At 71.6% G+C, this 22,882-nt stretch carries 19 protein-coding genes and 1 pseudogene; 9 read left to right on the top strand and 11 right to left on the bottom strand.

Annotated features, from left to right (window positions below; translation table 11 throughout):
• Nucleotides 1-5: 5 nt before the first annotated feature.
• Together ACIBQ1_RS36090 and ACIBQ1_RS36085 are read right to left on the bottom strand one after the other, a co-directional pair.
• Nucleotides 6-1,403 carry a hypothetical protein gene (locus tag ACIBQ1_RS36090; protein WP_397283800.1) on the bottom strand — a complete coding sequence of 466 codons (1,398 nt, stop codon included), beginning with the start codon at nucleotides 1,401-1,403 and terminating at the stop codon, nucleotides 6-8.
• Nucleotides 1,404-1,558: 155 nt separating this feature from the next.
• Nucleotides 1,559-2,128, bottom strand: coding sequence for a helix-turn-helix domain-containing protein (locus ACIBQ1_RS36085; RefSeq protein ID WP_397283799.1), 570 nt, complete (start codon nucleotides 2,126-2,128; stop codon nucleotides 1,559-1,561).
• A 34-nt stretch (nucleotides 2,129-2,162) separates the two neighbouring features.
• On the opposite strand from ACIBQ1_RS36085, the gene ACIBQ1_RS36080 reads away from it, so the two are divergent.
• From ACIBQ1_RS36080 to ACIBQ1_RS36070, 3 genes are all read left to right on the top strand, one after another.
• Nucleotides 2,163-3,083, top strand: coding sequence for an ornithine cyclodeaminase family protein (locus ACIBQ1_RS36080; protein WP_397283798.1), 921 nt, complete (start codon nucleotides 2,163-2,165; stop codon nucleotides 3,081-3,083).
• A gap of 6 nt (nucleotides 3,084-3,089) precedes the next feature.
• Nucleotides 3,090-4,217: an aminotransferase class I/II-fold pyridoxal phosphate-dependent enzyme gene (locus ACIBQ1_RS36075; RefSeq protein ID WP_397283797.1), complete on the top strand. Its 1,128-nt coding sequence runs from the start codon at nucleotides 3,090-3,092 to the stop codon at nucleotides 4,215-4,217.
• A 71-nt stretch (nucleotides 4,218-4,288) separates the two neighbouring features.
• Nucleotides 4,289-4,915 carry an HAD family hydrolase gene (locus ACIBQ1_RS36070; RefSeq protein ID WP_397283796.1) on the top strand — a complete coding sequence of 209 codons (627 nt, stop codon included), beginning with the start codon at nucleotides 4,289-4,291 and terminating at the stop codon, nucleotides 4,913-4,915.
• A 16-nt stretch (nucleotides 4,916-4,931) separates the two neighbouring features.
• Here ACIBQ1_RS36070 and ACIBQ1_RS36065 read toward each other — a convergent pair whose 3' ends face one another.
• A complete protein-coding gene (locus ACIBQ1_RS36065; RefSeq protein ID WP_397283795.1) occupies nucleotides 4,932-6,131 on the bottom strand; it encodes a cytochrome P450 in 1,200 nt (399 codons plus the stop codon).
• A 343-nt stretch (nucleotides 6,132-6,474) separates the two neighbouring features.
• On the opposite strand from ACIBQ1_RS36065, the gene ligA reads away from it, so the two are divergent.
• A complete protein-coding gene (gene ligA / locus ACIBQ1_RS36060) occupies nucleotides 6,475-8,565 on the top strand; it encodes an NAD-dependent DNA ligase LigA (protein WP_397283794.1) in 2,091 nt (696 codons plus the stop codon).
• A 1,239-nt stretch (nucleotides 8,566-9,804) separates the two neighbouring features.
• Entirely contained in the window at nucleotides 9,805-11,409 is a 1,605-nt protein-coding gene (locus ACIBQ1_RS36055) for a hypothetical protein (protein WP_397283793.1), read from the top strand.
• Nucleotides 11,410-11,699: 290 nt separating this feature from the next.
• On the opposite strand, the gene ACIBQ1_RS36050 is transcribed toward ACIBQ1_RS36055, so the two are convergent.
• On the bottom strand, nucleotides 11,700-13,010 hold the full coding sequence (locus ACIBQ1_RS36050; RefSeq protein WP_397283792.1) for a serine hydrolase domain-containing protein: 1,311 nt from the start codon (nucleotides 13,008-13,010) through the stop codon (nucleotides 11,700-11,702).
• A gap of 57 nt (nucleotides 13,011-13,067) precedes the next feature.
• On the opposite strand from ACIBQ1_RS36050, the gene ACIBQ1_RS36045 reads away from it, so the two are divergent.
• Nucleotides 13,068-13,196, top strand: a complete 129-nt coding sequence (locus tag ACIBQ1_RS36045; RefSeq protein WP_397283791.1) for a hypothetical protein — start codon at nucleotides 13,068-13,070, stop codon at nucleotides 13,194-13,196.
• A 70-nt stretch (nucleotides 13,197-13,266) separates the two neighbouring features.
• On the opposite strand, the gene ACIBQ1_RS36040 is transcribed toward ACIBQ1_RS36045, so the two are convergent.
• Nucleotides 13,267-13,974 (bottom strand): SDR family oxidoreductase, encoded by a 708-nt coding sequence (locus ACIBQ1_RS36040; RefSeq protein WP_397283790.1) that lies wholly within the window; start codon nucleotides 13,972-13,974, stop codon nucleotides 13,267-13,269.
• 59 nt (nucleotides 13,975-14,033) lie between these two features.
• On the opposite strand from ACIBQ1_RS36040, the gene ACIBQ1_RS36035 reads away from it, so the two are divergent.
• On the top strand, nucleotides 14,034-14,441 hold the full coding sequence (locus ACIBQ1_RS36035) for a MerR family transcriptional regulator (protein WP_397283789.1): 408 nt from the start codon (nucleotides 14,034-14,036) through the stop codon (nucleotides 14,439-14,441).
• Between the two features lie 138 nt (nucleotides 14,442-14,579).
• Here the strand turns inward: ACIBQ1_RS36035 and ACIBQ1_RS36030 are convergent.
• Nucleotides 14,580-14,711, bottom strand: a pseudogene (locus tag ACIBQ1_RS36030) (hypothetical protein); the annotation flags it as partial.
• A 473-nt stretch (nucleotides 14,712-15,184) separates the two neighbouring features.
• Between ACIBQ1_RS36030 and ACIBQ1_RS36025 the strand changes: the two are divergent.
• Nucleotides 15,185-15,847, top strand: a complete 663-nt coding sequence (locus ACIBQ1_RS36025; protein WP_397283788.1) for a methyltransferase domain-containing protein — start codon at nucleotides 15,185-15,187, stop codon at nucleotides 15,845-15,847.
• 119 nt (nucleotides 15,848-15,966) lie between these two features.
• Here ACIBQ1_RS36025 and ACIBQ1_RS36020 read toward each other — a convergent pair whose 3' ends face one another.
• The 4 genes from ACIBQ1_RS36020 to ACIBQ1_RS36005 form a co-directional block, all read right to left on the bottom strand.
• On the bottom strand, nucleotides 15,967-17,334 hold the full coding sequence (locus ACIBQ1_RS36020) for a sensor histidine kinase (protein ID WP_397283787.1): 1,368 nt from the start codon (nucleotides 17,332-17,334) through the stop codon (nucleotides 15,967-15,969).
• A 93-nt stretch (nucleotides 17,335-17,427) separates the two neighbouring features.
• Nucleotides 17,428-17,709, bottom strand: coding sequence for a hypothetical protein (locus ACIBQ1_RS36015; protein ID WP_397283786.1), 282 nt, complete (start codon nucleotides 17,707-17,709; stop codon nucleotides 17,428-17,430).
• Between the two features lie 139 nt (nucleotides 17,710-17,848).
• Complete coding sequence (locus ACIBQ1_RS36010) at nucleotides 17,849-18,778, bottom strand: LLM class F420-dependent oxidoreductase (protein ID WP_397283785.1); 930 nt, start codon at nucleotides 18,776-18,778, stop codon at nucleotides 17,849-17,851.
• On the bottom strand, nucleotides 18,775-20,214 hold the full coding sequence (locus tag ACIBQ1_RS36005) for a carotenoid oxygenase family protein (RefSeq protein WP_397283784.1): 1,440 nt from the start codon (nucleotides 20,212-20,214) through the stop codon (nucleotides 18,775-18,777). The genes ACIBQ1_RS36010 and ACIBQ1_RS36005 overlap by 4 nt, the downstream gene beginning before the upstream one ends.
• A gap of 103 nt (nucleotides 20,215-20,317) precedes the next feature.
• Between ACIBQ1_RS36005 and ACIBQ1_RS36000 the strand changes: the two genes are divergently transcribed.
• Complete coding sequence (locus tag ACIBQ1_RS36000) at nucleotides 20,318-21,877, top strand: class I adenylate-forming enzyme family protein (RefSeq protein ID WP_397283783.1); 1,560 nt, start codon at nucleotides 20,318-20,320, stop codon at nucleotides 21,875-21,877.
• Nucleotides 21,878-21,883: 6 nt separating this feature from the next.
• Here the strand turns inward: ACIBQ1_RS36000 and ACIBQ1_RS35995 are convergent, their stop codons facing one another.
• The gene (locus ACIBQ1_RS35995) at nucleotides 21,884-22,843 is read right to left on the bottom strand and encodes a winged helix-turn-helix transcriptional regulator (RefSeq protein WP_397283782.1); all 960 of its coding nucleotides are present in this window, start codon (nucleotides 22,841-22,843) and stop codon (nucleotides 21,884-21,886) included.
• Nucleotides 22,844-22,882 lie beyond the last annotated feature (39 nt).

Raw genomic sequence — 22,882 nt, 5'->3', positions numbered from 1 at the left:
GTCGATCACCTCAGTCGTTTGTGCGCGTGGGAGAGGATGTGGTACGTGGCTCTGTGGCCGCCGACGGGAACCTGGCCGACCAGCAGGGTTCTGGTGCCGTCGCCGGCGTTGGGTGAGTCGGGCGCCATCCTCGACCAGGCGTGCCTGATGTGCGTGGCCAGATAGCCGGTGTCGCTGCCGGTGTCGGCGAGGACGATGACGCGGTGGACGGGGTAGCGGTCGATGACGCGCTGCAGTTCGTGGCCGGTGCCGAGGTTCTCCTTCTGGAAGCCCGACAGGTCGATGACGACGAGGTCGGCCAGATCCAGCAGGATGTCGACGGCGCGTTTCCAGTAGGCGCCGTGGCACAGGTAGGCGGACATGGGATAGCCGCCTTTGAAGTCCCAGACGGGCAGGCCTCTGCCGCCGATGTCCCTGACGATGCGAAACCCGCGCGGCAGCGTTTCGAAGGACCGCGCGTCGAGTTCGCGCCGCATGCGCTGGTCGGAGTTGACGAACAGCTTTCCGAGCGTCCCGGCGCGCCGCATCCGCACCAGATCGGAGTGGCGCACGGAGGCGGCGCTGCGCAGCAGGTGCACGTACCCGCAGCGGCGGAAGGCCCCTTTGACGAAGTCACGCATCCGTAACTCGTTCTCGAACAGCCGGAAGTAGGCGATGCTCAGCGGCGGCCGGCCGAAGAGGTTGCGTGTGGCGCTGACCTTGGGCAGGCCGAAGATGATGTCGCTGGGCGGCGCGTAGTGGGTGATCTTCAGTTCGGGGATGACCGGCGCGCGATAGCGGGACAGGGCGGCGGTGGTGGGCGGCATCAGCTCGGCGAAGGCCGGGTCCTGCGAGAGCTTGCGCACCTGCCTGGCCAGCAGCCGCCGGCGCGTGACGTCGGCGCCGACCACGACCAGCACGACCAGCCCCACCCCGGTGCCCACGGAGGCGAACACGATCGCCTCCTCCTGGCGCGGCCCCATCCGCTCGGGCGTGAGCAGGATCCCCAGTCCCACGGTCACCAGTGGGATGGCCACCCACGACAGGCCCAGCCCCAGGACATTGCTCAGCGTGGCCCGGCCCGGCCTCGACTTCCGCAGGGCGGCGCCGTGCTCGGCCGAGGGCGGCAGCAGCAGCGCCTTGACCGGATCGCGCGCCTGCCGTCGCTGCGACAGCGCGATCTGCCAGCGGGCCACGCGCACGACCAGCGCGACGGTGAACAGCACGCAGACCAGGCCCGTGCCGCCGGACAGCAGGGGGAACAGTTCGGAGTCGCGGGGGATCTGCACGTAGACGTTCAGCTCGGGGCCCCAGCCGCTCCTGTAGGCGTGGGCGAGCGAGGCTACGCCGCCGGTGCAGAGGCCGCCGAGCAGGTTGCCGCGCGCTGCTTCGGCCTCGGCCGCCGGGTCAAGTCGATACCGCAAGATCCACCTCCGTTCCCCCCGAGTGTGACCATCCAAAATCCCCGGCACATGAGTAGGCCCTACTCAAAACACGGGGCAAACCGGAATTGAACGGTAAATCCGGGGATTCTGCGGTACGGCCATCACGCCCTCGCTCCGCGGAAGCAGAAGCGGGGCTACGCCTGGTAGCGGCCGAGCTCCACGACGCGGACGAAGGAGGCGGCGCCGTCTTCTGGGGCCGCGTACCCGTACGGGCGGTCGCTGGCCAGCCGGACGGAGGCTCCGGCGGCCAGGCTCACCGGCCGGCCCTCGACGTCCAGGATCAGGGTGCCGGCGGTGACCAGGATCAGCTCCTCCGAGCCCCGGGGATCGGGCTGGGCCTGGTAGCGGTCCCCGGGCCGGAGGGTCCATTCCCACAGCTCGGGGCCGCCCCGGCGGGCGCTGGCCACGCGCAGGAGGGCACTGCTGCCCGCGGGGCTGCGCCAGACCTCGACCGGCTCCGAGACGTGGAGCGGGTCGGAGCCCGACGGCCCGGTCAGCGTCGCGAAGTCCACGCCCAGCGCGCGGGCGATCTTGTCGACGGTGACCAGGCTGGGATTCGCCGTGCCCTGCTCGATCTGGGTGAGCATGCGGCGGCTGAGCCCGGCGCCTTCGGCCAGCTCCTGCACGGTCAAGCTCGCTTCCTGACGGCGGCGGCGCACCTCGCGGCCGAGGCGCTCGATGAAGTTCATGGGTGGTGTTGACACGCCGCCTCCAGCAATGTGCATTATATTGCTCATTATGAGCACCGAGATTCCCGTACTGGAAATCCTGCCAGAGCTGCCCGCCTCTCGCGTGCTGAACGCGCTCCGGGCGGCGTTCACCGAACTCGCCGAGGGGAAGGCCGCGCAGCCGCCCCAGACCGTCACCCTGCTGCCGGGCGGTGGCGACGTCATCGCCTACCAAGCGGTGCAGGGCGACGCCTATGGCGTCAAGGTCTCGCCGTACCTGCCCCAGCCCGGCGGGAAGGCCGTCGTCACCGCGTGGACGCTGCTGCTGAGCACGCGGACCGGCCGGCCGCTGCTGCTGTGCGACGCCGGTGCGCTCACGGTGGAGCGCACCGCGGCCACCAGCGTCCTGGCCGTGGACGAGCTCGCCCGGCCCGACGCGGCCACGCTCGCCGTCATCGGATCCGGCCCCGTCGCCCGCGCGCACCTGCGCTACGCCCGCGCCGTGCGCGACTTCACCTCGGTACGGATGTACTCCCCCTCGCTGACCGCGTCCGCCACCCCCGAGGACACGGCCGCCGTCCCCGAAGGCGTGACCGTGACCGGCAGTGCCGAGGAGGCCGTGGCCGGCGCGGACGTCGTGCTGCTGTGCACCTCGGCCGCCCGGCCCGTGATCGACGTAACCGGCCTCCGGCCGGGTGCGGTGGTCACCTCCATCAGCACCAACGCGCCACGCGCGCACGAGATCGACCCCCGGGCCCTCGCCGCCGTGGACGTCTACGGCGACCACCGGCCCACCGTCACCACCACGGCCGGCGAGATGACCATCGCCGCCGAGCAGGGGCTCTGGTCCGCCGCAGACCTGCGCGGCGACCTCCCCGAGCTTCTCACCGGGGCCTGCCCCGCCCCCACCGGAGACCGGCCGGTCTTCTTCCGGTCGGTCGGCCTCGGCATCGAGGACGTCGCCATCGCCCGCCTGCTGCTCGCCCGCTGAGAGGCCATGATGTCCTTCACCCCGTTCGAGCTCGAAGAGTGGCAGTCCCGCTACGAGCACACCGTCGCCCACAACCTCGCCGACAGCGGCTGCCACCCGGTCGCCCTGGGCGAGCTCATCGGCGACGACCCCGCCGCCCTCGACCGGCTGCTGGCCACCGACCTGCACTACCCGCCGGTCGGGGGGACCGACGCGCTGCGCGCCCTGATCGCCGGCTGGCACGGCGCCACCGCCGGCGACGTCCTGGTCACCGTGGGCGCCGCCGAGGCGAACGCCATCACCGTCGCCAGCCTCGTCGGCCCGGGCGACCACGTGGTCGTCATGGAGCCCGGTTACCGCCACGTCTGCGGCTGCGCGCTGAACGCCGGCGCCGAGGTCGACCCGTTCCCTCTCGACCCCGACCACCGGTGGCGCCCCGACCTCGACGCCCTCGACCGCGTGGCACGTCCGGGCACCAAGCTCATCGCCGTCACCAACCCCAACAACCCGGCGGGCACCATCCTCACCCCGTCCGAGATGGACGCCGTCGTCGCGACCGCCGACCGCGTCGGTGCCTGGATCCTCGCGGACGAGGTCTACCGCGGCACCGAGCGCCTCACCGACGAGGTGACCCCGAGCTTCTGGGGCCGCTACGACAAGGTCGTGTGCGTCGGCAGCCTCTCGAAGGCCTTCGGCCTGCCCGGCCTGCGCCTGGGCTGGCTGGTCGCCCCGCCCGAGGTCACGCAGGCGGCCTGGCGGCGTCACGAGTACGCCACCATCTCCGCCGGCGTGCTGTCCATGCACCTGGCCGAGATCGCGCTACGCCCGGCGGCCGTGGACCGCCTGCTCACCCGCAACCGCACCCTGATCCGCGAGGGCTACGCGCGCCTGCAGGAGTGGATCGACGGGAGCGACGGGCTGCTGTCCATCGCCCCGCCGCAGGCCACCGCGCTGGGCTTCGTGCGCTATCACCTGCCCCGCCCCAGCGTGGAGGTCGCTCACGCGATCCGCGAGCACGGCGACGTCCTCGTCGGCGCCGGCGCGCACTTCGGCGTCGAGAACCACCTGAGAATCACGCACGGCCTTCGGACCGGCTACCTCGACACCGCGCTCGACGGCATCAGCCGCGCCCTCGGCAAGCTTCGCACCGTCTGATCTCCGAGCAGGTGCTCGCCGAGGGCGCCTGCCATAATCGGCCAATCATGGGCATCCTTCATATTTTCGACATGGACGGCACTCTCCTGGCCGGAACCACCGCCACCCTCGAGATCGCCCGCCACACGGGCACCACGCCGTGGCTGCTCGACATGGAGGCCCGATTCGCCACCGGCGAGCTCGACACCCGCGGCTTCTCCGCCGACCTGCACGGCCTCTGGCACGACCTCACCCCCCAGGTCGTGGCCGCCGCGTACGCCGCCGCACCCTGGCTCGGCGGCATCGCCGAGGTCTCCGCCGACATCCGCGCCCGCGGCGAACACTCCCTGGTCATCACCATGGCTCCGGACTTCTTCGCCCGCCACCTGCTGGAGTTCGGCTTCGACGAGGTCGCCGCCTCCCGCTTCCCGCCCCTGCCCTTCACCGCGCCCCTGGACCCCGCCGGCGTCCTGACGCCCGCCGACAAGGTCCGCATCACCGACAGCACCCGCGCCCGGCTCGGGCTGAGCCGCGACCGGTGCCTGGCCTACGGCGACTCGATGTCGGACGCGCCCCTGTTTCGCCATCTGTCCAACACGGTCGCCGTCAACGCCGACCACCACCTCGCCGATCTCGCCGCCCTGGACTACCGCGGCGGCGACCTCACCGAGGCCTACCGCCTGGCCCGCACCCTGCTCACCACCGCCACGCCGGCCTGAGCCCTGGCGAGAGGCTTCATGAGCTCCGTACGGGCAGGCTCGTCAGGCCGTGCATGAGCAGCCCCGGACGCCAGGCCAGCCGCTCCTCGGGGACGGCGAGCCGGAGGTCGGGGAAACGTTCGAGCAGGTGACGGAAGGCCACCGCGCCTTCGGCCCTGGCCAGCGGGGCGCCGAGGCAGTAGTGAAGGCCGTGGCCGAAGGCGACGTGCTGGCCGGGAGCCCGGGTGACGTCGAGGCGATCGGCGTCGGCGAACTGCGCCGCGTCCCGGTTCGCGGACAGGAAGGACACCAGCACGAGCTGGCCCTCCGGGATCTCCGTGCCGCCGATGGTGACGGGCTCCTTGGTGAACCTGAGGGTGGACGTGCTGACCGGCCCGTCGTAACGGAGGAACTCCTCGACCGCCGCCGGCAGCCGGGCCGGGTCCTCGCGGAGCTTGGCGAGCTGGTCGGGGTGGCGCAGGAGCGCGAGCACGCCGTTGCAGATCAGGTGCACGGTCGTCTCGTGGCCGGCCACCGTGAGCAGGAACGCGGTGTCGACGAGCTCCCGCCCGCTCAGCGCACCCTCCTCGTCCTGGGCCTGCACCATGGCGCTGAGCAGGTCGTCGGCCGGCTCGGCCCGCCTGGCCTCGGAGAGCTCGGCGAGGTAGGTGGTGAACTCGGTGGCGGCCCGCACGACCTCCTGCGGGTCCAGCGCGGCGCCCTCGATGGTGGTGTTGGACCACTTGATGAGCCGCGGCCAGTCGTCCTCGGGGATGCCGAGCAGCTCTCCGATCACCATGGCGGGCAGGGGCACGGCGTAGTCGTGCAGCAGGTCGAACTCCGGGCCCACCTTGTCGAGGAGGCTCGCGCTGATCGCCTCGACGCGCGGACGCAGCGCCTGGACGCGGCCCGGCGTGAACACCTTGCCCACCAACCGGCGCAGGCGCGCGTGGTCGGGCGGGTCGACGAAGAGCATGTTGTGCGGCACCGTGGCCGCGTAGCCGCTGCTGTCGCCGCCTTCCAGCTCGTTCGACTTGATCATGTCCGGGTGGTTCGTGAAGTCCTTGCTGAGACGCGGGTCGGTGCAGGCCACCTTGACGTCCTCGTACCGGCTCACCACCCAGACCCGCACGCCCTGCGGGGTCGCCGTGCGATAGACGGGGCGTTCTTCACGGAGCCGCGCGAAAACGGGGTGCGGGTCACGCAAATAGTCCTCACCGAACAATGTCTCGATCATCGTCACCCTTTCGCATACGGAATGGCAGGCGTCCACCCTATGTTCATGATCCAGCGCCCGCCATTTTCCGTTTCCCACCACCCATTTTCGGCCGCCCGAAATACGATCCGGCCGCCTTTGCCACGAAGCCTCGAACACCCTGGCTGAGCGGCCGCGCCTTGGCCCCCTCAAGGGCATGAGACTTTTGGGCTCGTTGTAGGGGGGCGGCGCAGCCTTGTGGCCGCCACACCGCCATGACGCCAATCCGTGCCGGGCCGGCGTTCGAGGCGCCGCAGTCCGATCGCCGGCTGGGAAGGGGGCCCCGGGCCTCGAAACTGTCGGTAGCGACCGGCATTGTGGTGCCATGACCGAGACGCCTCCCCTCACCGTCCTCGCCGATGACGCGGCCTACGCCAAAGCCGTCCAGCGCGCCGTCGACGCCGCCGCCGCCTACTACGCCGACGGCACCTCCACGCTCGACGACGATGCCTACGACCGGCTGGTGCGGGGGATCCAGGCGTTCGAGGAGGCCCACCCCGACAAGGTGCTGCCGTCCTCGCCCACGGGCAAGGTGGCCGGCGGCGCCGTGGTGGGCGACGTGCCGCACACGGTGCCCATGCTGAGCCTCGACAACGTCTTCGGCCCCGAGCAGCTCGCCGACTGGGCGGCGGGGCTGGAGCGCAGGCTCGGCCGTCCGGTGACGATGTGGAGTGTGGAGCCGAAGCTCGACGGCCTGGCGATCTCTGCGCGCTATCGGCACGGCCGCCTCGTGCAGCTCGTCACCCGGGGCGACGGCACCGCAGGCGAAGACGTCTCGCACGCCATCGGCACCATCGTTGGGCTGCCCGACCGGCTGGCTGAGCCGGTCACGGTCGAGCTGCGCGGCGAGGCGATGATGACCACCTCGCAGTTCGAGGACGCCTGCGCCAAGCGGCAGGCGCACGACGGCACCACGTTCGCCAACCCGCGCAGCGCCGCCGCTGGCACGCTGCGCGCGCAGGACCGGCCGTACGTGTGCGAGCTGACGTTCTTCGCTTATGGGGTGGTGCCGCCTTCCGGCGACAGCTCCGAACTGGCGGTGAGTCTGCGGGAGCTGCCGCATAGCGAGATCATGGAGTGGGTAGCCGCGCAGGGCGTGCAGACCACCGCCGCCACGCCGGTCGCGGGCATCGTCACCGACACCTTGGAGCGGGTGCAGGAGAGGGTGGGCGAGATCGCGGCCGCCCGCGCCACGCTGCCCTTCGGCATCGACGGCATCGTCATCAAGTGCGACCTGGCCGCCGACCAGGCCCAGGCGGGGTTCAGCTCGCGCGCGCCGCGCTGGGCGACGGCTTACAAGCTGCCCGCCACCGAGAAGATCACCAAGTTGCTCGCCGTCGAGTGGAACACCGGCCGCACCGGCATCATCGCCCCGCGCGCGGTGCTGGAGCCGGTCGAGCTCGACGGCAGCGTCGTCACCTACGCCACCCTGCACAACGCCGCCGACATCGGCCGGCGCGGCCTGATGCTCGGTGACAGCGTCACCGTATACAAAGCGGGCGACGTGATCCCCAGGGTCGAGGCGCCGGTGGTGCACCTGCGCACCGGCGACGAGCGGGCGATCCCGATCCCGCAGGTCTGCCCGTCCTGCGGCGACGCCATCGACGCCTCGCAGGAGCGGTGGCGGTGCGTGCGCGGGCGCGGCTGCCGGGCCATCGCCTCCATCGTGTACGCGGTCGGCCGCGACCAGCTCGACATCGAGGGCCTGGCCGAAAACCGCATCAAGCAGATGCTCGACGCCGGCTTCATCGCCGACTTCGCCGACCTGTTCTTCCTGACCCGCGAGCAGCTGCTCGGGCTGGAGCGCATGGGCGAGACCAGCACCGACAACCTGCTGGCGGCCATCGAGCGGGCCAAGGGGCAGTCGCTCAGCCGGGTGTTCTGCGCGTTGGGCGTGCGCGGCACCGGCCGCTCCATGAGCCGCCGGGTGGCCCGCCACTTCGCCACCATGGACGCCATCCGCGCCGCCGACGCCGACGCGATCCAGCAGGTCGAGGGCATGGGCCCGGAGAAGGCGCCGGTCGTGGTCGCCGAGCTGATCGAGGTCGGGCCGCTCATCGACAAGCTGGTCGCGGCCGGCGTCAACATGACCGAGCCTGGCGCCACCCCGCCCACCGCCGATCCCACTGCCGGAGCCACCGACTCCGCCGGGACCACCGCTGCCGAGCTGCCGCTGGCGTCGATGTCCATCGTGGTCACAGGCGCGATGACCGGGCCGCTGGCCGCCCTGTCGCGCAACGAGATGAACGAACTGATCGAGCGCGCGGGCGGTAAGGCGTCCTCCAGCGTGTCGGCGAAGACGTCGCTGCTGGTGGCCGGGGACAAGGCCGGATCCAAGCGGGCCAAGGCCGAGAGCCTCGGCGTGCGGATCATCGATCCGGAGGAGTTCGCCCTCCAGGTCAGCGCGTTCCTGTGAGCGCCCCGCCCGGGTGATGCGGAGGCTGTGGGCGGTGAAGTGATCACGGTCGTCCTCCCAGCGGCGGACGGATCGGGCGGCCTGCGGGATGGCGCGTAGCAGCGCGAGTCCGTCCCAGACCTGAGCCCAGGTCGGCCGCAGTTTGCCGGCCAGCGCGTCCTGCGACTCCGTAGCCGTCGTCGCAGCTGTGAGGTGGTCCCACCGGAGGCGAGTGCCTGCCGGTGGTGATCATTCTCGGTTGGAGCTCCACGGCGTCGAAGGTCGGGCCGGTCGCCGGCCCGCGGGGGAACAGCACTGGATTCTCACTTCGCAACGCGGCTTGGACACCGGTCAGCCCGGTCGGCGGCTCGATCCAGCCGGCAGCGTTGCCAGGCTCTCATCCTCCAGGGCGCTCTGGCCGGTGGCCCGATCAGCGGTCAGTTGCGCAGTGAGAGTCAGCAACAGCGACGAACCCGGATACTCGGCACGCCCGGCGAAGAAGGTGTGGCTGTCCGTCGCATGTCCGCTGGGTGGCCGGCCGAAGGGCCGCCAGCTCCCTGTTGAGGAGCGCGGCTCGTGACCGCTTCGTTCGGCCTGCGGCCATCGCCACGCGTGCGCGACCTGGTCTGGGCCTTGGAGGTCCGTCCACCACGTAGCTGAGCCGCACGGCGCCGACCTCACGTGCACGATGTGAGTGGAATTCGCACGGGCGAGATGCCAGGCTTGTCTTGGGTTGACGATCTCTTCCCGCAGGTCAGAGCGCGATGACCGTTTCTGTCACGTGAGGCACGTCAGCTGATCTTCACATCATGTCGCGTCGGGGACCGCAGGACGCAGACGTGGATGCCCGGATCGCAGAAGCGCGAGCGACAAGGCGCGGGGATGGGCTGTTCAGCCACGTGCACAAGGCCGCGCACCCCGTTCGGGGCACGTATCCCGCTGCCGGGGTCGTGGTGTTGTCGCAGTACTCGGATGCGTTGTTGCACCGACGGGTGGCCGCCGTCCTGATCTACCTGGGTCCTGGCTGACCGGCCCGGGCGGCCCGGCCTGTCCAATAAGATCATCCGCATCGTCGCCTTACTCCGGGCCGTCGTCGCCCGCTACCGCTTCGGGTGTCCGGCCGCCGTCGCTGTCGCGCTCTACCTGACTGCCGCTGCCGTTGCCGCTGGGTACGACGGTGGGCGGTGGTTCGCCGTCGTCGCGACGGCGGGTTTCTGGCCGTGGGACGATGGGGCCCGGCTCCTGCCCGCGGCGATCGGCGTGCTCAACGCGTGGGCGCTGTGGCAGATCCTGCGCGGTCCGGCCTCGCCGCGCGCCGGGGCGCTGCCGCGTGATGTGGTGTGGCTGCGGCGCCTGCTCTACGCGGACGTGGCCGGCGACTTGCTGCTCTGGGAATTCCTCGACGACGTGTCCGGCGTCGCGGAGTACGCCGTGAGCTGGGCCGTGTGGGCCGCCACCATGGTCCTGCTGGTGCGGGCCCTGGCTGGGGTATCGGCCCGGTTCCGGATCATCGCCCTCGCGCTCGGCCTGGCCGGGGTCCTGGCCGCGGCGCTGCGGCCGTTCGCCGAGGGCCCGCTGCTGACGGCGTCGCTCCTGGTGACGATGGCGACCTTCGGCTGCAAGGCGATGATCGTCGCCGGGCAGGGACGCGACGGGCGGTTCAGCGCCGTCACGATCGCCATCGGCTGGACCGCCCTCCTTGTGCCGCAGGTCTACTCGCTGCTCCAGGCCGGACGGGTGACGTTCGACGGCCTGTCACTGGCGGTGCACGCGCTCGACGGGCTGATCGTCGTGTGGGCGGCGCGGACCGCGCACGAGCTCGCCGCGCCCGGCCCGGGTGTCGCGGCGCCCGGAACCGGGCGGACGTCGCGGCTGCTCGCCGCCGCCCTCGTCGTGCTCGTGCTGCCGATGGCCGTGGTCGGCGCCGAGGGGGACGCCCGGCTCACCTACACGGCCGCGGACGAGGGCTGCCGCGATCGGCTCCGGCCCGCGACCGGCCTCGGGCCCGAGGAGCGGCGGCGGTCGTTCCTCTGCCTGGCCAGGGGCGAGACCTTCGCGGCGGACGCGATGTTCCCCGAGGACCTGGCCGACCAACGCCTCCTCGCCTACGGCGCGCAGCTGTGCGCGCTGCCCGGCGACCGGGAACGGCACGCGCTGCACGAGCGGGCCGGCGGCAAGGCGGACGCCATCGAGCTGGCCGCGGCTCTGGAATACCTGTGCCCTGGCATCGTCGCCCGGCAGAAGGCCGACGCCGATCGCCGTCAGGCCGAGCGCGACCGGCAGGAAGCCGCGTGGAAGGCCGAGGCCAACGCCCGGTGCGCCGACCCGTGGCCCGGGGTGCGGGCCAGGCGGCAGGGCACGGCCGCGTACATGCTGTTCGAAGGGGGTGGCTACGCCGTCTACGACGACCGTGACGACAGCGCAGGCGATCCTGGGGACATCAACGGCGGCGACGGCGAGGCCGCCGACATCTTCGATGCCATCGAGGACGGGTTCATCGACGCCGCAGGCAGTAGCGCCGCCATCGTGACCGACGAGGAGAACGCGGCGATGTGCCTGACGGTCAAGGCGTTCGACAGCGCCCCGCCGCTCCGGCTCACCGGCTGGGACCAGGTGGTCGAGGTGGGCATCGCCAGCCGCAGCGGCCGCCTGGTCGTGCCTACCTACCCCGAGGGCGGTGACAGCGGGGCGGCCGGGCCGCTGCCCGGCCTGGCCGTCGCCGGTCCGGGCCGCTACCGCCTGCGCGTCCACGCCCGCACGCTGCCATGGGACGAGAACGACCCCGACGCGCCGCTGGAGGAGCACCTGCTCGTCGTCTATCCCGGCCGCTCGACGGACAAGGTGGTGTACCGCCCGCGCGGCTGACCTCGCGGGGCGCATGCGTCCAGCTCGGCGGCGAAGCGGACCGCACCTCGTTGGGCGAGGAGGGGCATGATGTTGCGCGCTGACTCCCCGGCAGCCCGGGTCCCGGCTTATCTGGGATTGACGACCTCTTCTCGCAGGCCAAAGCGAGATGATCTTGTTAGGACTGCTGGTGAGAATCGCGCCACCCGGCCCGAACGAGCGGCGTCCGGGAGGCGCTCGCTCTCATCTGCCTGCCCGACCGCAGTGCGTGTGTGGTGGACCCGCTGCGCGCACGTCGTCGGCGGTGACCATCAGGCGATCCGGTAGGCGGCGGCGCCGTTGTGCAGGAAGCGGGCGCGACCGTGCCTGTCGGAGCCGACCAGGGACAGGACCTGGTGGCCGTTGGACTTCGGTTCGGTGGTGATGACCGAGTTGTCGTTGAGGCGGACGACCTCGACGCGGTTCTCGGGCCCGCCGAGGAAGGACTCGGCGATTTCATTGCGTGCGCGGTAGGTGAGGAACGCGTGGTCGTGCTCGCTGGTGAGGGTGATGTCGTACAGGGTGGAGCGGTAGGTGCCGCACATGCGGTCCGCGTCGATCCCGGCCGGGTTCAGGGGCGGCACGGGTAGTGGTGCCGTCTCGACGCCGGCAAGGTCCCTGAGCGCCGCATCGAAGATCTCGTAGGCCAGTGGCTCACCGCCCGTGCTGTTGGTCAGCACGGCCACTGCCACACCCGCCGATGGGACGACGCGAAGGAATGCCTTCTGCCCTTTGGCGACACCGGTGTGGCCGACGACGCCGTCCCGGTAGAGCATCCAGCCAAGCCCCCAGCCGATGACGCCGCCGCCGAAGTCCGGGACGGATTCGACCTGGGGTTCGCGCAGGGCCGCCAGCGCGTGGTCGGTGAGGTGCAGGCGGACGAACTCCAGCAGCTCGCGTGCGCTGATCGCGAAGTGGGAGCCGCTGGGCGCGGAGTAGTAGGAAACGGCCCACTCTTTCGCTGGAACGGTCTGTCCGCCGGTCCGGACGTGGCCGACCGCGGCGCGGTGCAAGATCGCCTCGTAGGTGTCGGTGGCGGCGGTGTGCAGGCCCAGTGGCGTCACCAGGCGTTCGCGGAGTACGTCGTGGAAGGGCTTGTGGCGCAGCACCTCCACCAGCCTGCCGAGCACCACGTACCCGCTGTTGGAGTAGGAGAAGACGGTGTCAGGCGGGAGGAGCTGGTCGGCCTCGGCGAGGGTGGCGACGAACTTCTCGATCGCGTCGTTGTTGCGACCGGTGTCGGTGAAGTGGTTGCCGTCGATACCGCCGGTGTGGGTGAGCAGGTGGCGGGCGGTCAGGGACGCGGTGGCGGCCGGGTCGCTCAGCCGAAAGCCGGGCAGGTAGCCGCGGACGGGACGGTCGAGATCCAGCACACCGTCGTCGGCCAGTTGCTGGATCAGCGTGGCTGTCCAGATCTTGGTGATCGAGCCGATCTTGAACACCGAGTCGGTCGTGGCCTCGACCCGGGTGCGCAGACTCAGCAGGCCCGCAGCCTCGTCCCGGATCTCCCCGTCGGCCAGCACGGCGACCTGCGCGCCCGGTACGTCGTACTTCGCGACAAGCTCGCCAAGATCCCAGCCCATCCCACCAGGCTAGTGTGAACCAACCCCTGTGTTTCGTTCGGTGGTTGAGCGTGGACATTGCCGCAGGACCAGGGCTTGATTGCTGGGATCTCTGGTTCTTTCGAAATTGATGAGATTGCAGAAATTCTGAAGGTCGTCGTCCGTCTTGCCTGGATGGCGAACGACGAGGAGGTCGAGGCGGCCTGAGCCGATCGGTCCCGTCCTGACCGGTGACCTGGCCGCCGGGAGCGGTTCGCGTACGGGCCCGGCCTGAAGGTCAGGCCGTGAGGGCGGCCGCAGCTTCCCGGTAGATGACGCTCGGGTCCTCGGACAGCCACACCTTCACCTGGCGGCTCCAGGCGTCGGCGAGCACCTCCGGCCGGTGCGCCTCGATACCGTCGAGGGCTGCCGCGACGATGGTCTCGGGGGCGGTCTTGTCGCCCTCGTACCAGGCCATCATGTCGGTGTCCGCGGCGCCCAGGTGCAGGCCCGTCACCAGGGTGCGCTGGTCGGCCAGCTCCAGGCGGACGCTGTTGGTGAGCGCCCATTCGGCGGCCTTGGCCGCATGGTAGGCGCCCGCGCCGTTGAAGGCGAGCCAGGAGATCGCGGACAGGACGTTGAGGATCGCGCCGTCGGCCAGCTGGGGCGCAAAGGCGCGGATCACGTTGAGGGTGCCGTAGAAGTGGGTGTCCATCTCGCGGCGGATCGTGTCCAGGTCGCCGGTGATGAGGTTCGCGCCGGTGGAGATGCCCGCGTTGTTGATGACGATCTTGACGTCGGGTGCCGCGGCGGCCGCGGCGGCGACCGACGCCGGGTCCGTGATGTCCAGGCGCAGCGGGATGACTCCCGGTACGTCGATGAGGTCCGGACGGCGGGCGGTGGCGTACACCTTGCCGGCGCCGCGGTCGAGGAGGGAAAGGACGAATTGCCGGCCCAGGCCCCGGTTGGCGCCGGTGACCAGCACATGTGCTCCGTTGATCTGCATGCCGGATAGGCTAAAACCTGACGTTGACGTCAGGGGCAAGTGTTGTGATGGAGGTCACGGTGCGTATCGGCGAGTTGGCGGCGCGGTCGGGCGTCAGCGTGCGGGCCTTGCGCTACTACGAGGAGCAGGGGCTACTGGAGGCGGACCGGAGCGGGTCCGGGCAGCGTCACTATCCCGAGTCGGCGGCCGACCGCGTTCAGCTGATCCAGACGCTCTACTCCGCCGGCCTGTCCAGCCGGACCATCGCCGAACTGCTGCCCTGCGTCGACGCCAAGGCCAGCACTCCCGAATCGCGCGCCCGGCTGGCCGCCGAGCGCGACCGCATCGACGCCCAGATCGCCGCGCTGGCCCGTACCCGTGACAATCTGGACGCGGTCATCGCCTCCACCGGAAGCCCGGCCGGCGGCTGCGCGTGGATCGCGGACCGAGAGGTCGCCGCGCAGGCGAGCCACTCCGCGACGCCGTGATCGCCGCGGGCCGGCTCGGGCTCGATGCCAAGAACGCGGTCCGTTACCCCGCAAACGTCCGGGCACTTCCGGGGGCACCTCGCCAGCGGTGCCGTCACCGCGCGTGACCAGCTGGGCCAGGCGGCCGTGCCGGTAGCGGGCCGAGATCGCCGGCCCGTCGAGCTTGGGCTCCACGCTCCACGCCGTCACCGGAGGGCCCAGCCTGCGCTCCAGCGAGGCGGCCCAGTCGGTGAGCTGCTCGGCGCCGAACACGTTGTCCAGGCTGAGCATGGGCACGGTGTGCGGCACGTCGCCCACCACGGCCCCGCCGGCCACCTTGCCAGTGGGCGAGGACGGCAGCACCGCCTCGGGATGGGCCTCCCCGTACGCCTCAGCCGGTCGTAGGCGTCGTCGTCGAGCGTGGAGGTGCCGTCGGCGGAGTAGGCCCCGGCAGAGTCAACAGCCAGCTGGACGGCTTCGGCGTAGGCCGTGCTGTCGGCCAGCGCGCGGTGATCGGGGGCGCCACCACCATGCCGATTCCCACCGACAATGCCCACGCTCCCCGATCCGGCGAAAATGGCGCCCGCTCCAGGGCGGGCCTGGAGCGGGCGCCATGAGGCTTTGGTGCCCCAGCCGGCTCCCCGGGCTGGGGCATGTCGAGATTATGTCCTTACGTCCGATTTGTATAGCTTTGGGGAGTAATTTTCCTTGACCGCCGTTGCAAGGACGCGCCGAACCCCTGCGACGGCAGGTATGAATAGATCATGACCGCGCGTTATGACGGCCAGGCCGATTGGTACGACGAATACATCGGCTCGAACGCCCACCTCACCGCGCAGGACCTCGCCGGCCTCCTCGGCCCCGGCGAAGGGCCGTGCCTGGACCTCGGCTGCGGCACCGGTCTCTATCTCGACGCCATCCGCGCCACCGGCCGGACCGTCGTCGGCCTCGACCGTTCCGCCGACCAGTTGCGCCTGGCCGGCCGCCGGGACCCCGCTCCCCTCCTCCAGGGCGACGCCACGGCCCTGCCGTTCGCCGCGGGCACGTTCGGCACCGTCACCGCGATCTGGGTCTCGACCGACATCCCCGACTTCGCCGCGCTGCTGAGTGAGGCGGCCAGGGTCCTGCGCCCGGGCGGCCTGATGCTGTTCTACGGGGTGCACCCGTGCTTCAACGGCCCCCACATCGAATCCCGCGAGGACGGCGCGGTGATCATCCATCCCACGTACCGGATCAAGGGGTGGCACAAGCGCTCGCCGTGGTGGCGCAAGGGCGGGGTCCGGGACCGGGTCGGGATGAGCCACGTGCCGCTGTCCGACCTGATGAACGCGTTCGCCGACGCCGGGCTGGCCATCGGGCGCGTCCACGAGCCGCAGGAGCGCCCCGTCCCGTCCGTCCTGGCTGTCAAGGCGTTCCGGCAGGGCTGACGCAGTGCAGCTTCTTCTCGGCCAGGAAGCCGATGGCGGTACGGCTCAGCTCCAGGTCTGGGAGCCGCTCGGCGATCTCGGGGATCGTCGGGATGCGCGACGTCGAGGGATGCCGGGTGTCAGGTGTGCTCGGGCAGCGGGAAGACGGCGACGAAGCGGGCGCCCGGCGAGTGGTCGGCGAGGGTGAGCGTGCCGCCGTGGGCCGTGGCGATGTCCCGGGACAGGGCCAGGCCCAGGCCGCTGCCGCCCTTGTCCTTGGCCCTGGCGCCGGCCAGGCGGGTGAAGCGTTCGAAGACCCGCTCCCGGTCCGGCGCGGGAATGCCCTCGCCGTCGTCGGTCACCGCGACGATCACCTTGTCGCCCTCCACGGCCACCTCCAGGTCAACCCGCGTGGCCGCGTGCCGGGTGGCGTTGTCGAGCAGGTTCGTCAGCAGGCGGTCGAGCTGCATGGGCGAGCCGTGGACGGGCGCCGAGGCGCACAGGTCGGGGACGATGGGCACCCGGTTGCTCCCACGGCGGCCGACCTGGTCCGCCGCCACCCGGACCAGGTCCACCACGCGGCGCTCACCGGCCGCGCCGGCGTCCAGCCGGGCCAGCATCAGCAGCTCGTCGATGATGCCGGCCAGGCGGTCGGCCGCGGCCAGCGCCTGCTCGCCGGTGGCCGGCCAGTCCGTGTCGTCGGGATAGGCGTTGGCCACCTCCAGTTGCGCGCGCAGGGCCGAGATCGGGCTGCGGAGCTCGTGGGAGGCGTCGGCGACGAAGCGGCGCTGGGTCTCGACGGTGCGTTCGAGGCGGTCGAGGGTGTGATTGGTGGTGGCGGCCAACTGGGTGATCTCGTCGCCGGTGTCGGGGACGGGCACGCGCCTGCTGAGGTCCTGGCCGGTGATCTCGGCCATCTCGGCCCGTACGCGTTCGACCGGGCGCAGGGCGGCCCCGACCACGGCCCACGCGATGCCGGCGACGCTCAGCAGGATGAGCGGGATACCGAGAAATATCATGATCTCCACCCATTTGATGGCCTTGTCCACGTCGGTCAGCGAGGCCGCCCCGTAGACCGTGGTGGGACCGATCGGCGAGTTCACCTTCAGGGCCATGACCAGGTAGTGGGCCTCGGGCTCGGCGAGATGGCGGGACAGCGTGAGCTCGGTCGTGTAGATCTTCTCGGGCCGGTCCGCCCCGAACCTCATCAGGGTCGGGATCTCGTTCACGCCGGGACTGGTCGCGATCACGTTGCCGCGCGCCGAGACCACCTGCAGGAGCTGGACGCGCGACGGCGTCTGCAGCACCGTGTGGTACTCCCCCGACTGCACCTCGCTCGCCACCTGGCGTACGGCCAGCTCAAGCCTGGTGTTCACGGCCCCGCGCAGGTTGGCGGGCGCGGTGGAGAGCGTGATGACGGCCGTGATGGTGAAGACGACCGCTGCCGCCAGGGTCGCGACCATGGTCAGCCGCGCCCGGATCGAGCGTGGAAACAGCCGCGTCATCATCTCATTCCGACCTCCCGCATCACCATATGTCACGACTACCCGCGGACCTTCTCTGCAACATGATGGCTGATCTGCGAATATGCGGGTACTGGATCAGTTACGAATACTCTCCGTATTCGCGGGCGGCGGTGCTACGGAGAGCCGGCCGCCGCCCGCGCCCGCCAGGGCAGCAGGACGCCCGTCCCGATCAGCAGGACCCCGGCCACCGCGATGGCCGGCCGCCGAGATCCAGGACACCTCGGTCGCGCTGATGCCGAGGGCGAGGATGGCGACCAGCGGTATGGCGTCCAGCGCCAGCCCCGTCCCCAGCGCGCTGACCGCGAAGGCCCGCCACAACCACCCGAAGTCCCGGCCCAGCCCGGCCTCGCCCGCCATCTCCGCCCCCCTTTGCCGGAGGCGATCAAACACCCGGGGATGCCGGGGAAACAAACAACCGGCGCGCCCGATGGGACAACCCCCGGTCGTACGAGACGCTCAGCCACCGCACGCGCACCCCGCCACGCGCGGCCACCCGTCAGATCGCGCTCAGTGCCTTGAGCGTGGCGGTGCCCCCGGGATCGCGGTCCGTGCTCACCGGCACCAGGGCGACCTCGTCGACCCCGGCCGCGGCGTAGGCGGACAGCCGCGCGGTGACCGCGTCCACGTCCCCGAGCAGCGCGACCGAGGCGACCAGCGCGTCCGGCACGGCGTCGAACAGCTCCCGGGGATGGGGCCGGGTGCGCGCGAACGCGACGACGTCCGCGAAGCCGGCCTCGGCGAACATCTCGCCGTACCCGGGCGCGGCCAGGTACCCGACGACGGCGCGGCGGACGCGGTCGACGGCCTCGCGGTCGGGGTCCACGGCGGCGGTGACCCAGGCGGCCACGGAGACGTCCGGGTTGGCGGCGCGCGCCTGGGCGGCGAGCCGCCCGGCGGAGGCGGGGGTGATCAGGTTGAGCACCATGCGATCGGCCAGGGCGGCGGTCCGGACGGCCGACGGCCCGAAGGCGGCGACGGTCAGCCGCGAGCGCGGGGCGGGCAGCCGCAGCCGGTACCCGCCGGTGGACCGCTCCCCGTCCAGCAGCGGCCGCAGGGCCTCGACGGCCTCCCGCAGCACGGCCGCGGACCGGGCGCGCGAGCGCCCGTGCCACCCTTCGACGACGAGCGGGCTGGACGTGCCCACCGCGACGTCCACCCGCCGCCCGGTCAGCCCGGCGACCGAGGCCGCCCCCATGGCGATCATCATCGGATCGCGTACGCCCACCGCCAGCGGCCCGACGGTGAGCCCGATCCGCGCGGTGGCCAGCCCGACGGCGGTGGCCAGGGCGAAGGCGTCGTACGTGGCCATCTCGCCGATCCACAACGACGGATAGCCCAGCTCGTCGGCGGCCCTGGCGGTCACCAGGGCCTCCTCCGCGGGCCGGTCCTGCCACAATCCGAGCGACACGCTCAACGAGGGGTTCACCGCAACTGCTCCGCGCGCACCCAGGTGGCGTGGAAGCCGAGCGGCACCCGCCGCGGCAGCAGCACGCGGGCGACCGGGCCTTCGGAGATCCGGGCCGCGTGCAGGATCCGCACCTCGGAACGGCCTTCCCGCTCGTCGGTGACGAAGCTGACCAGGTAGCCGTCGTCCTCGCCGGTCGAGCCGTCGCGCGGGGCGAAGGGGGCCTCGCTGCCGTGGACGCCGGGGCCGTAGAAGTAGCTCTCCTTGGCGCCGGTGGCGTTGTCGTAGCGGACCAGGCCGTCGAACAGGTTGGTCTCGGCGTCGGCCACGGAGACGTTGTAGGCGTAGCGCGTGGGGTATCCGGTGGAGCGCGCGTCGATGGAGGGGAACTCGGTGTTGTGGTCGGGGTCCACGTACCCCTCCGAGGTGGCGCCGGTTCGCAGGTCGAAGCGGTAGCGGTACATCCGCGCGTCGAGCTTCAGGTAGGCGACCATGCGCGCCAGCGGCGAGCCGTTGCCGGACGGCGCGGGGCGGGCGACCCGGCAGACGTCCAGGGTGATCTCGTCGTCCTCCTCCCAGGCGTTGACGACGTGGTAGATGTAGCAGGGCTTCGCCTCGAACCAGCGGATCTCGTGCGCCTGGCCGCGCCGCGGGATCACGCCGAAGCGCGCGGGCAGCCCGCGGTCGAAGGTCAGCTTGTAGCGGCCCTGCCGCGCGGCGTCGAGGTCCTGGTAGAGGGGCAGGTCCATGAGAATCGCGTGGTTGCGGGTGATCGCCATGTCGTGCGGCAGCCGCGCTCCCGGCAGGTCCAGCTCCACGCGGTGCTCCACGCCGCCGCCGGGGCCGACCACCCCGTAGCGCAGGTACGGCGGGCGCGGCCCGTAGTCGAACCAGAACAGCTCGCCGGTGCGCTCGTCCACCTTGGGGTGCGCCATCATGTCGCCGTTGAGCGTGTCGAGGAAGGTGTCGGCGCCGAGCGTCTCCAGCGAGAGCGGGTCCAGCCCGTACGGCGAGCCGCACAGGTACCACGACGCCAGCACCCGGCCCCGGTGGAAGATCAGATCGGTGTTGGCCGTGTCCTTGAAGGGCAGGCCGCGGGCGTTGCCGAACGGGTTCGCCTTGGGGTTCTCCATGACGCCGGTCCACAGCGACCGGCCGGCCGCGGACTCGGCCTCGAAGGCCCGGGTGCGCACCCAGCGGTTGCGGTAGCGGGCCCGGCCGTTCTCGAAGTGCACGGCGTGGACCATGCCGTCGCCGTCGAACCAGTGGTAGCGCCCCTTCATCGGGTATCGCGCGTTGGGCCCGTTGCGCAGGTAGACGCCGTTGAGGTCCGCGGGGATCCGCCCGATCACCGTCAGCTCGTCGGCGGTGATCTCGTCCTGGACCGGTGCGTAGACGCCGAGCAGGTACGGGTTCGGCTCGCCCGACTCGTCCATGATCACGACACTTTCGGCCATGCCCGGAAGCTACGATAGGCGAAGTCAGGTGTCAATATGTGGACATTGACGGTCCGGCTTCTGCTTTCGTAGTGTGGCGCCCATCACACCAGTGGGAGCCCCGATGACGCATTCCGCCGACCGGATCGCCCGCTACACCGCCCAGGGCTGGTGGACCGGTGACACGATCGACAAGCTCCTCGGAACACACGTCGCGGCCCGCCCCGGCGACGCGGCGATCGTGGACCCGCCGGACAAGGACGGCCCGATCAAGCGGCTCACCTGGGGTCAGCTCGGCGCGGAGGTGGAGCGGGTCGCCGGGGTGCTGCACGCGCACGGCGTCGGCCCCGGCGACGTGGTGGCCGTGCAGCTGCCCAACGGCGTCGAGCTGGCGGTGAGCTTCCTCGCGATCGTCCGGCTCGGGGCCACCGTCACGCCCTTCCCCGTGCAGTACCGCGAGTACGAGCTGGCCCAACTGCTGCCCCTGTCCGCCGCCCGGCTGCTGGTCACCGGCCGCGCGTCCAGGGCGCCCGCGGGCACGCCCACGCTGTCGTGGCCGGACGACCTGGAGGGCGCGACGGGAGCCGGGCCGCCCCGGCGCGAGGCCGACCCCGCCGAGCGGGTGACGATCTGCTGGACCTCCGGCACCGAGGCCGTCCCCAAAGGCGTGCCGAGGTGCCACTACGACTGGCTCGCGGTCGAGGCGATCTGCACGGCCGCGGCCGGGCTCACCGCCCGGGACGTGATCCTCAACCCCTTCCCGATGGTCAACATGGCCGGGATCGGCGGCGTCTTCCTGCCGTGGCTGCGGACCGGCGCGCTGCTGGTCCAGCACCAGCCCTTCGACCTGCCCACCTACCTGGCCCAGATCGCGGCCGAGCGGGTCACGTACACGCTGGCCCCGCCCGCGCTCCTCACTCTGCTCCTGCACCAGGACGCGATCCTCGCGCGGACCGACCTCTCCTCGCTCACCCGCGTCGGCTCCGGCTCCGCCCCGCTGCCGCCGCCGATGGTGCGCGGCTGGCAGGAACGGCACGGCATCGCGATCATCAACTTCTTCGGCTCCAACGAGGGCATCGCCCTGCTGTCGGATCCCGCCCACATGCCCGACCCCGAGGTCCGCGCCCGGTTCTTCCCGCGTCCGGGCGCGCCGGGGGCGCCGGAGCTGCTCGACCGGGTGAGCACCAGGCTGGTGGGCCCGGACGGCAAGGAGATCACCGAGCCGGGCGTCCCCGGCGAGCTGCGGCTGGGCGGCCCCACGGTCTTCGCGGGCTACCTGCCGGGCACGGCCGCGGCGGACCCGTTCGACGAGGACGGCTACCTCAGGACCGGCGACCTCTTCGAGATCGCCGGCGAGCGGGGGCAGTACCTGCGCTTCGTCGACCGCGCCAGGGACATCGTCATCCGCGGCGGCATGAACATCGCCCCCGCCGAACTGGAGGCCCTGCTCGCCGGGCACCCGTCGGTCGCCGAGGTGGCGGTCGCCGGGTATCCCGACGACGTGCTGGGCGAGCGGGTCTGCGCGGTCGTGGTGCCCAAAGGGGAGATCGACCTGGAATCGGTCGTCGCCTTCCTGCGGAGCGGGGGCATCGCCTCGTACAAGCTGCCCGAACGGCTGGAGATCGTCGACGCGCTGCCCAGGAACCCCCTCGGCAAGGTCCTCAAGAGGGAGTTGAAGCTGTGATCGGCTTCACCCGCGGCCGACGCCCAGCCGCAGCCGCCGCTCGGGGGCGGCCTCGGGCATCACGAAATGCACCTCGGCACGGCTGAGCGCCTGCCCGCACGACCGGCACCGCAAGCGGGGAAGGAACGGGCGGCCGCACGCGCGATGGGTGACGCGCAGGTCGGTGTCCGGCGGTCCGGCGTACCAGGTCTGCGCCCAGTCGACGATGAAGGCGAAGATCCCGAAGAAGTCCAGCCCCTTGGCGGTCAGCCGGTAGCGGGGCCGCGCCCCGGGCTCGTCCGCGGCGAGCACGCCCAGCTCCGTGAAGCGGCGCAGCCGGTCGGCCAGCACCGACGGCGCCACGCCGAGCTCCGACTGGAAGTCGGCGAAGCGCCTGGTGCCGAGGAACGCGGCCGCGAGGACCACCGTGCTCCACCGGTCGCCCAGCAGCTCGAAGGTCTCGGGGAAGTACGACAGCGGGTCGCGCCCGGCCTGGCCGCGCGCGGTCCTGCGATGATGGCGCGCCACCGTCACCTGGGCGAACGTGGCCGCCCCCCGCACGGTCTCGGTGTCGTGAGCGGTGACCGGCGCCGCGCCGCAGCTCGCGCAGCCCAGCTCCACGTCGGTGCGGTTGCCGCAGACGTCGTGCGCGAGCTCCGGCAGCCCGTGGCGGCGCGGCACCCACCTGCGCTCCCATGACCAGATCTCCAGGAGCAGCGGCCACAGCTCGATCGCGCGCTCGGTCAGCAGATATTCGGTACGGGTGCGGCCCTGCTCCCGGTAGGGGACCGGCCGCAGCAGGCCGCCCGCGACCAGTTCCTTGAGCCGGTTGGCCAGCACCGACTCGGACATGCCCAGCTCGTCGCGCCAGTCGGCGAAGCGCCTGACGTGCAGGAGGAAGGCCCGCTGCAGGATCAGCAGCGTCCACTGGTCGCCGATCGCCAGCAGCGCCTGCCCGATCGCGCTGGGCCGCTCCGTTCCCGTCACCCGCTCCGCTCCTCGCCACCTGCGACTTCGGCTACAAAA

This window comes from Nonomuraea sp. NPDC050153, from assembly GCF_044460125.1.
Lineage (GTDB): Bacteria > Actinomycetota > Actinomycetes > Streptosporangiales > Streptosporangiaceae > Nonomuraea.
Note: the sequence above shows the minus strand (reverse complement) of the source record. Positions and strands in the feature narration are given on the sequence as shown.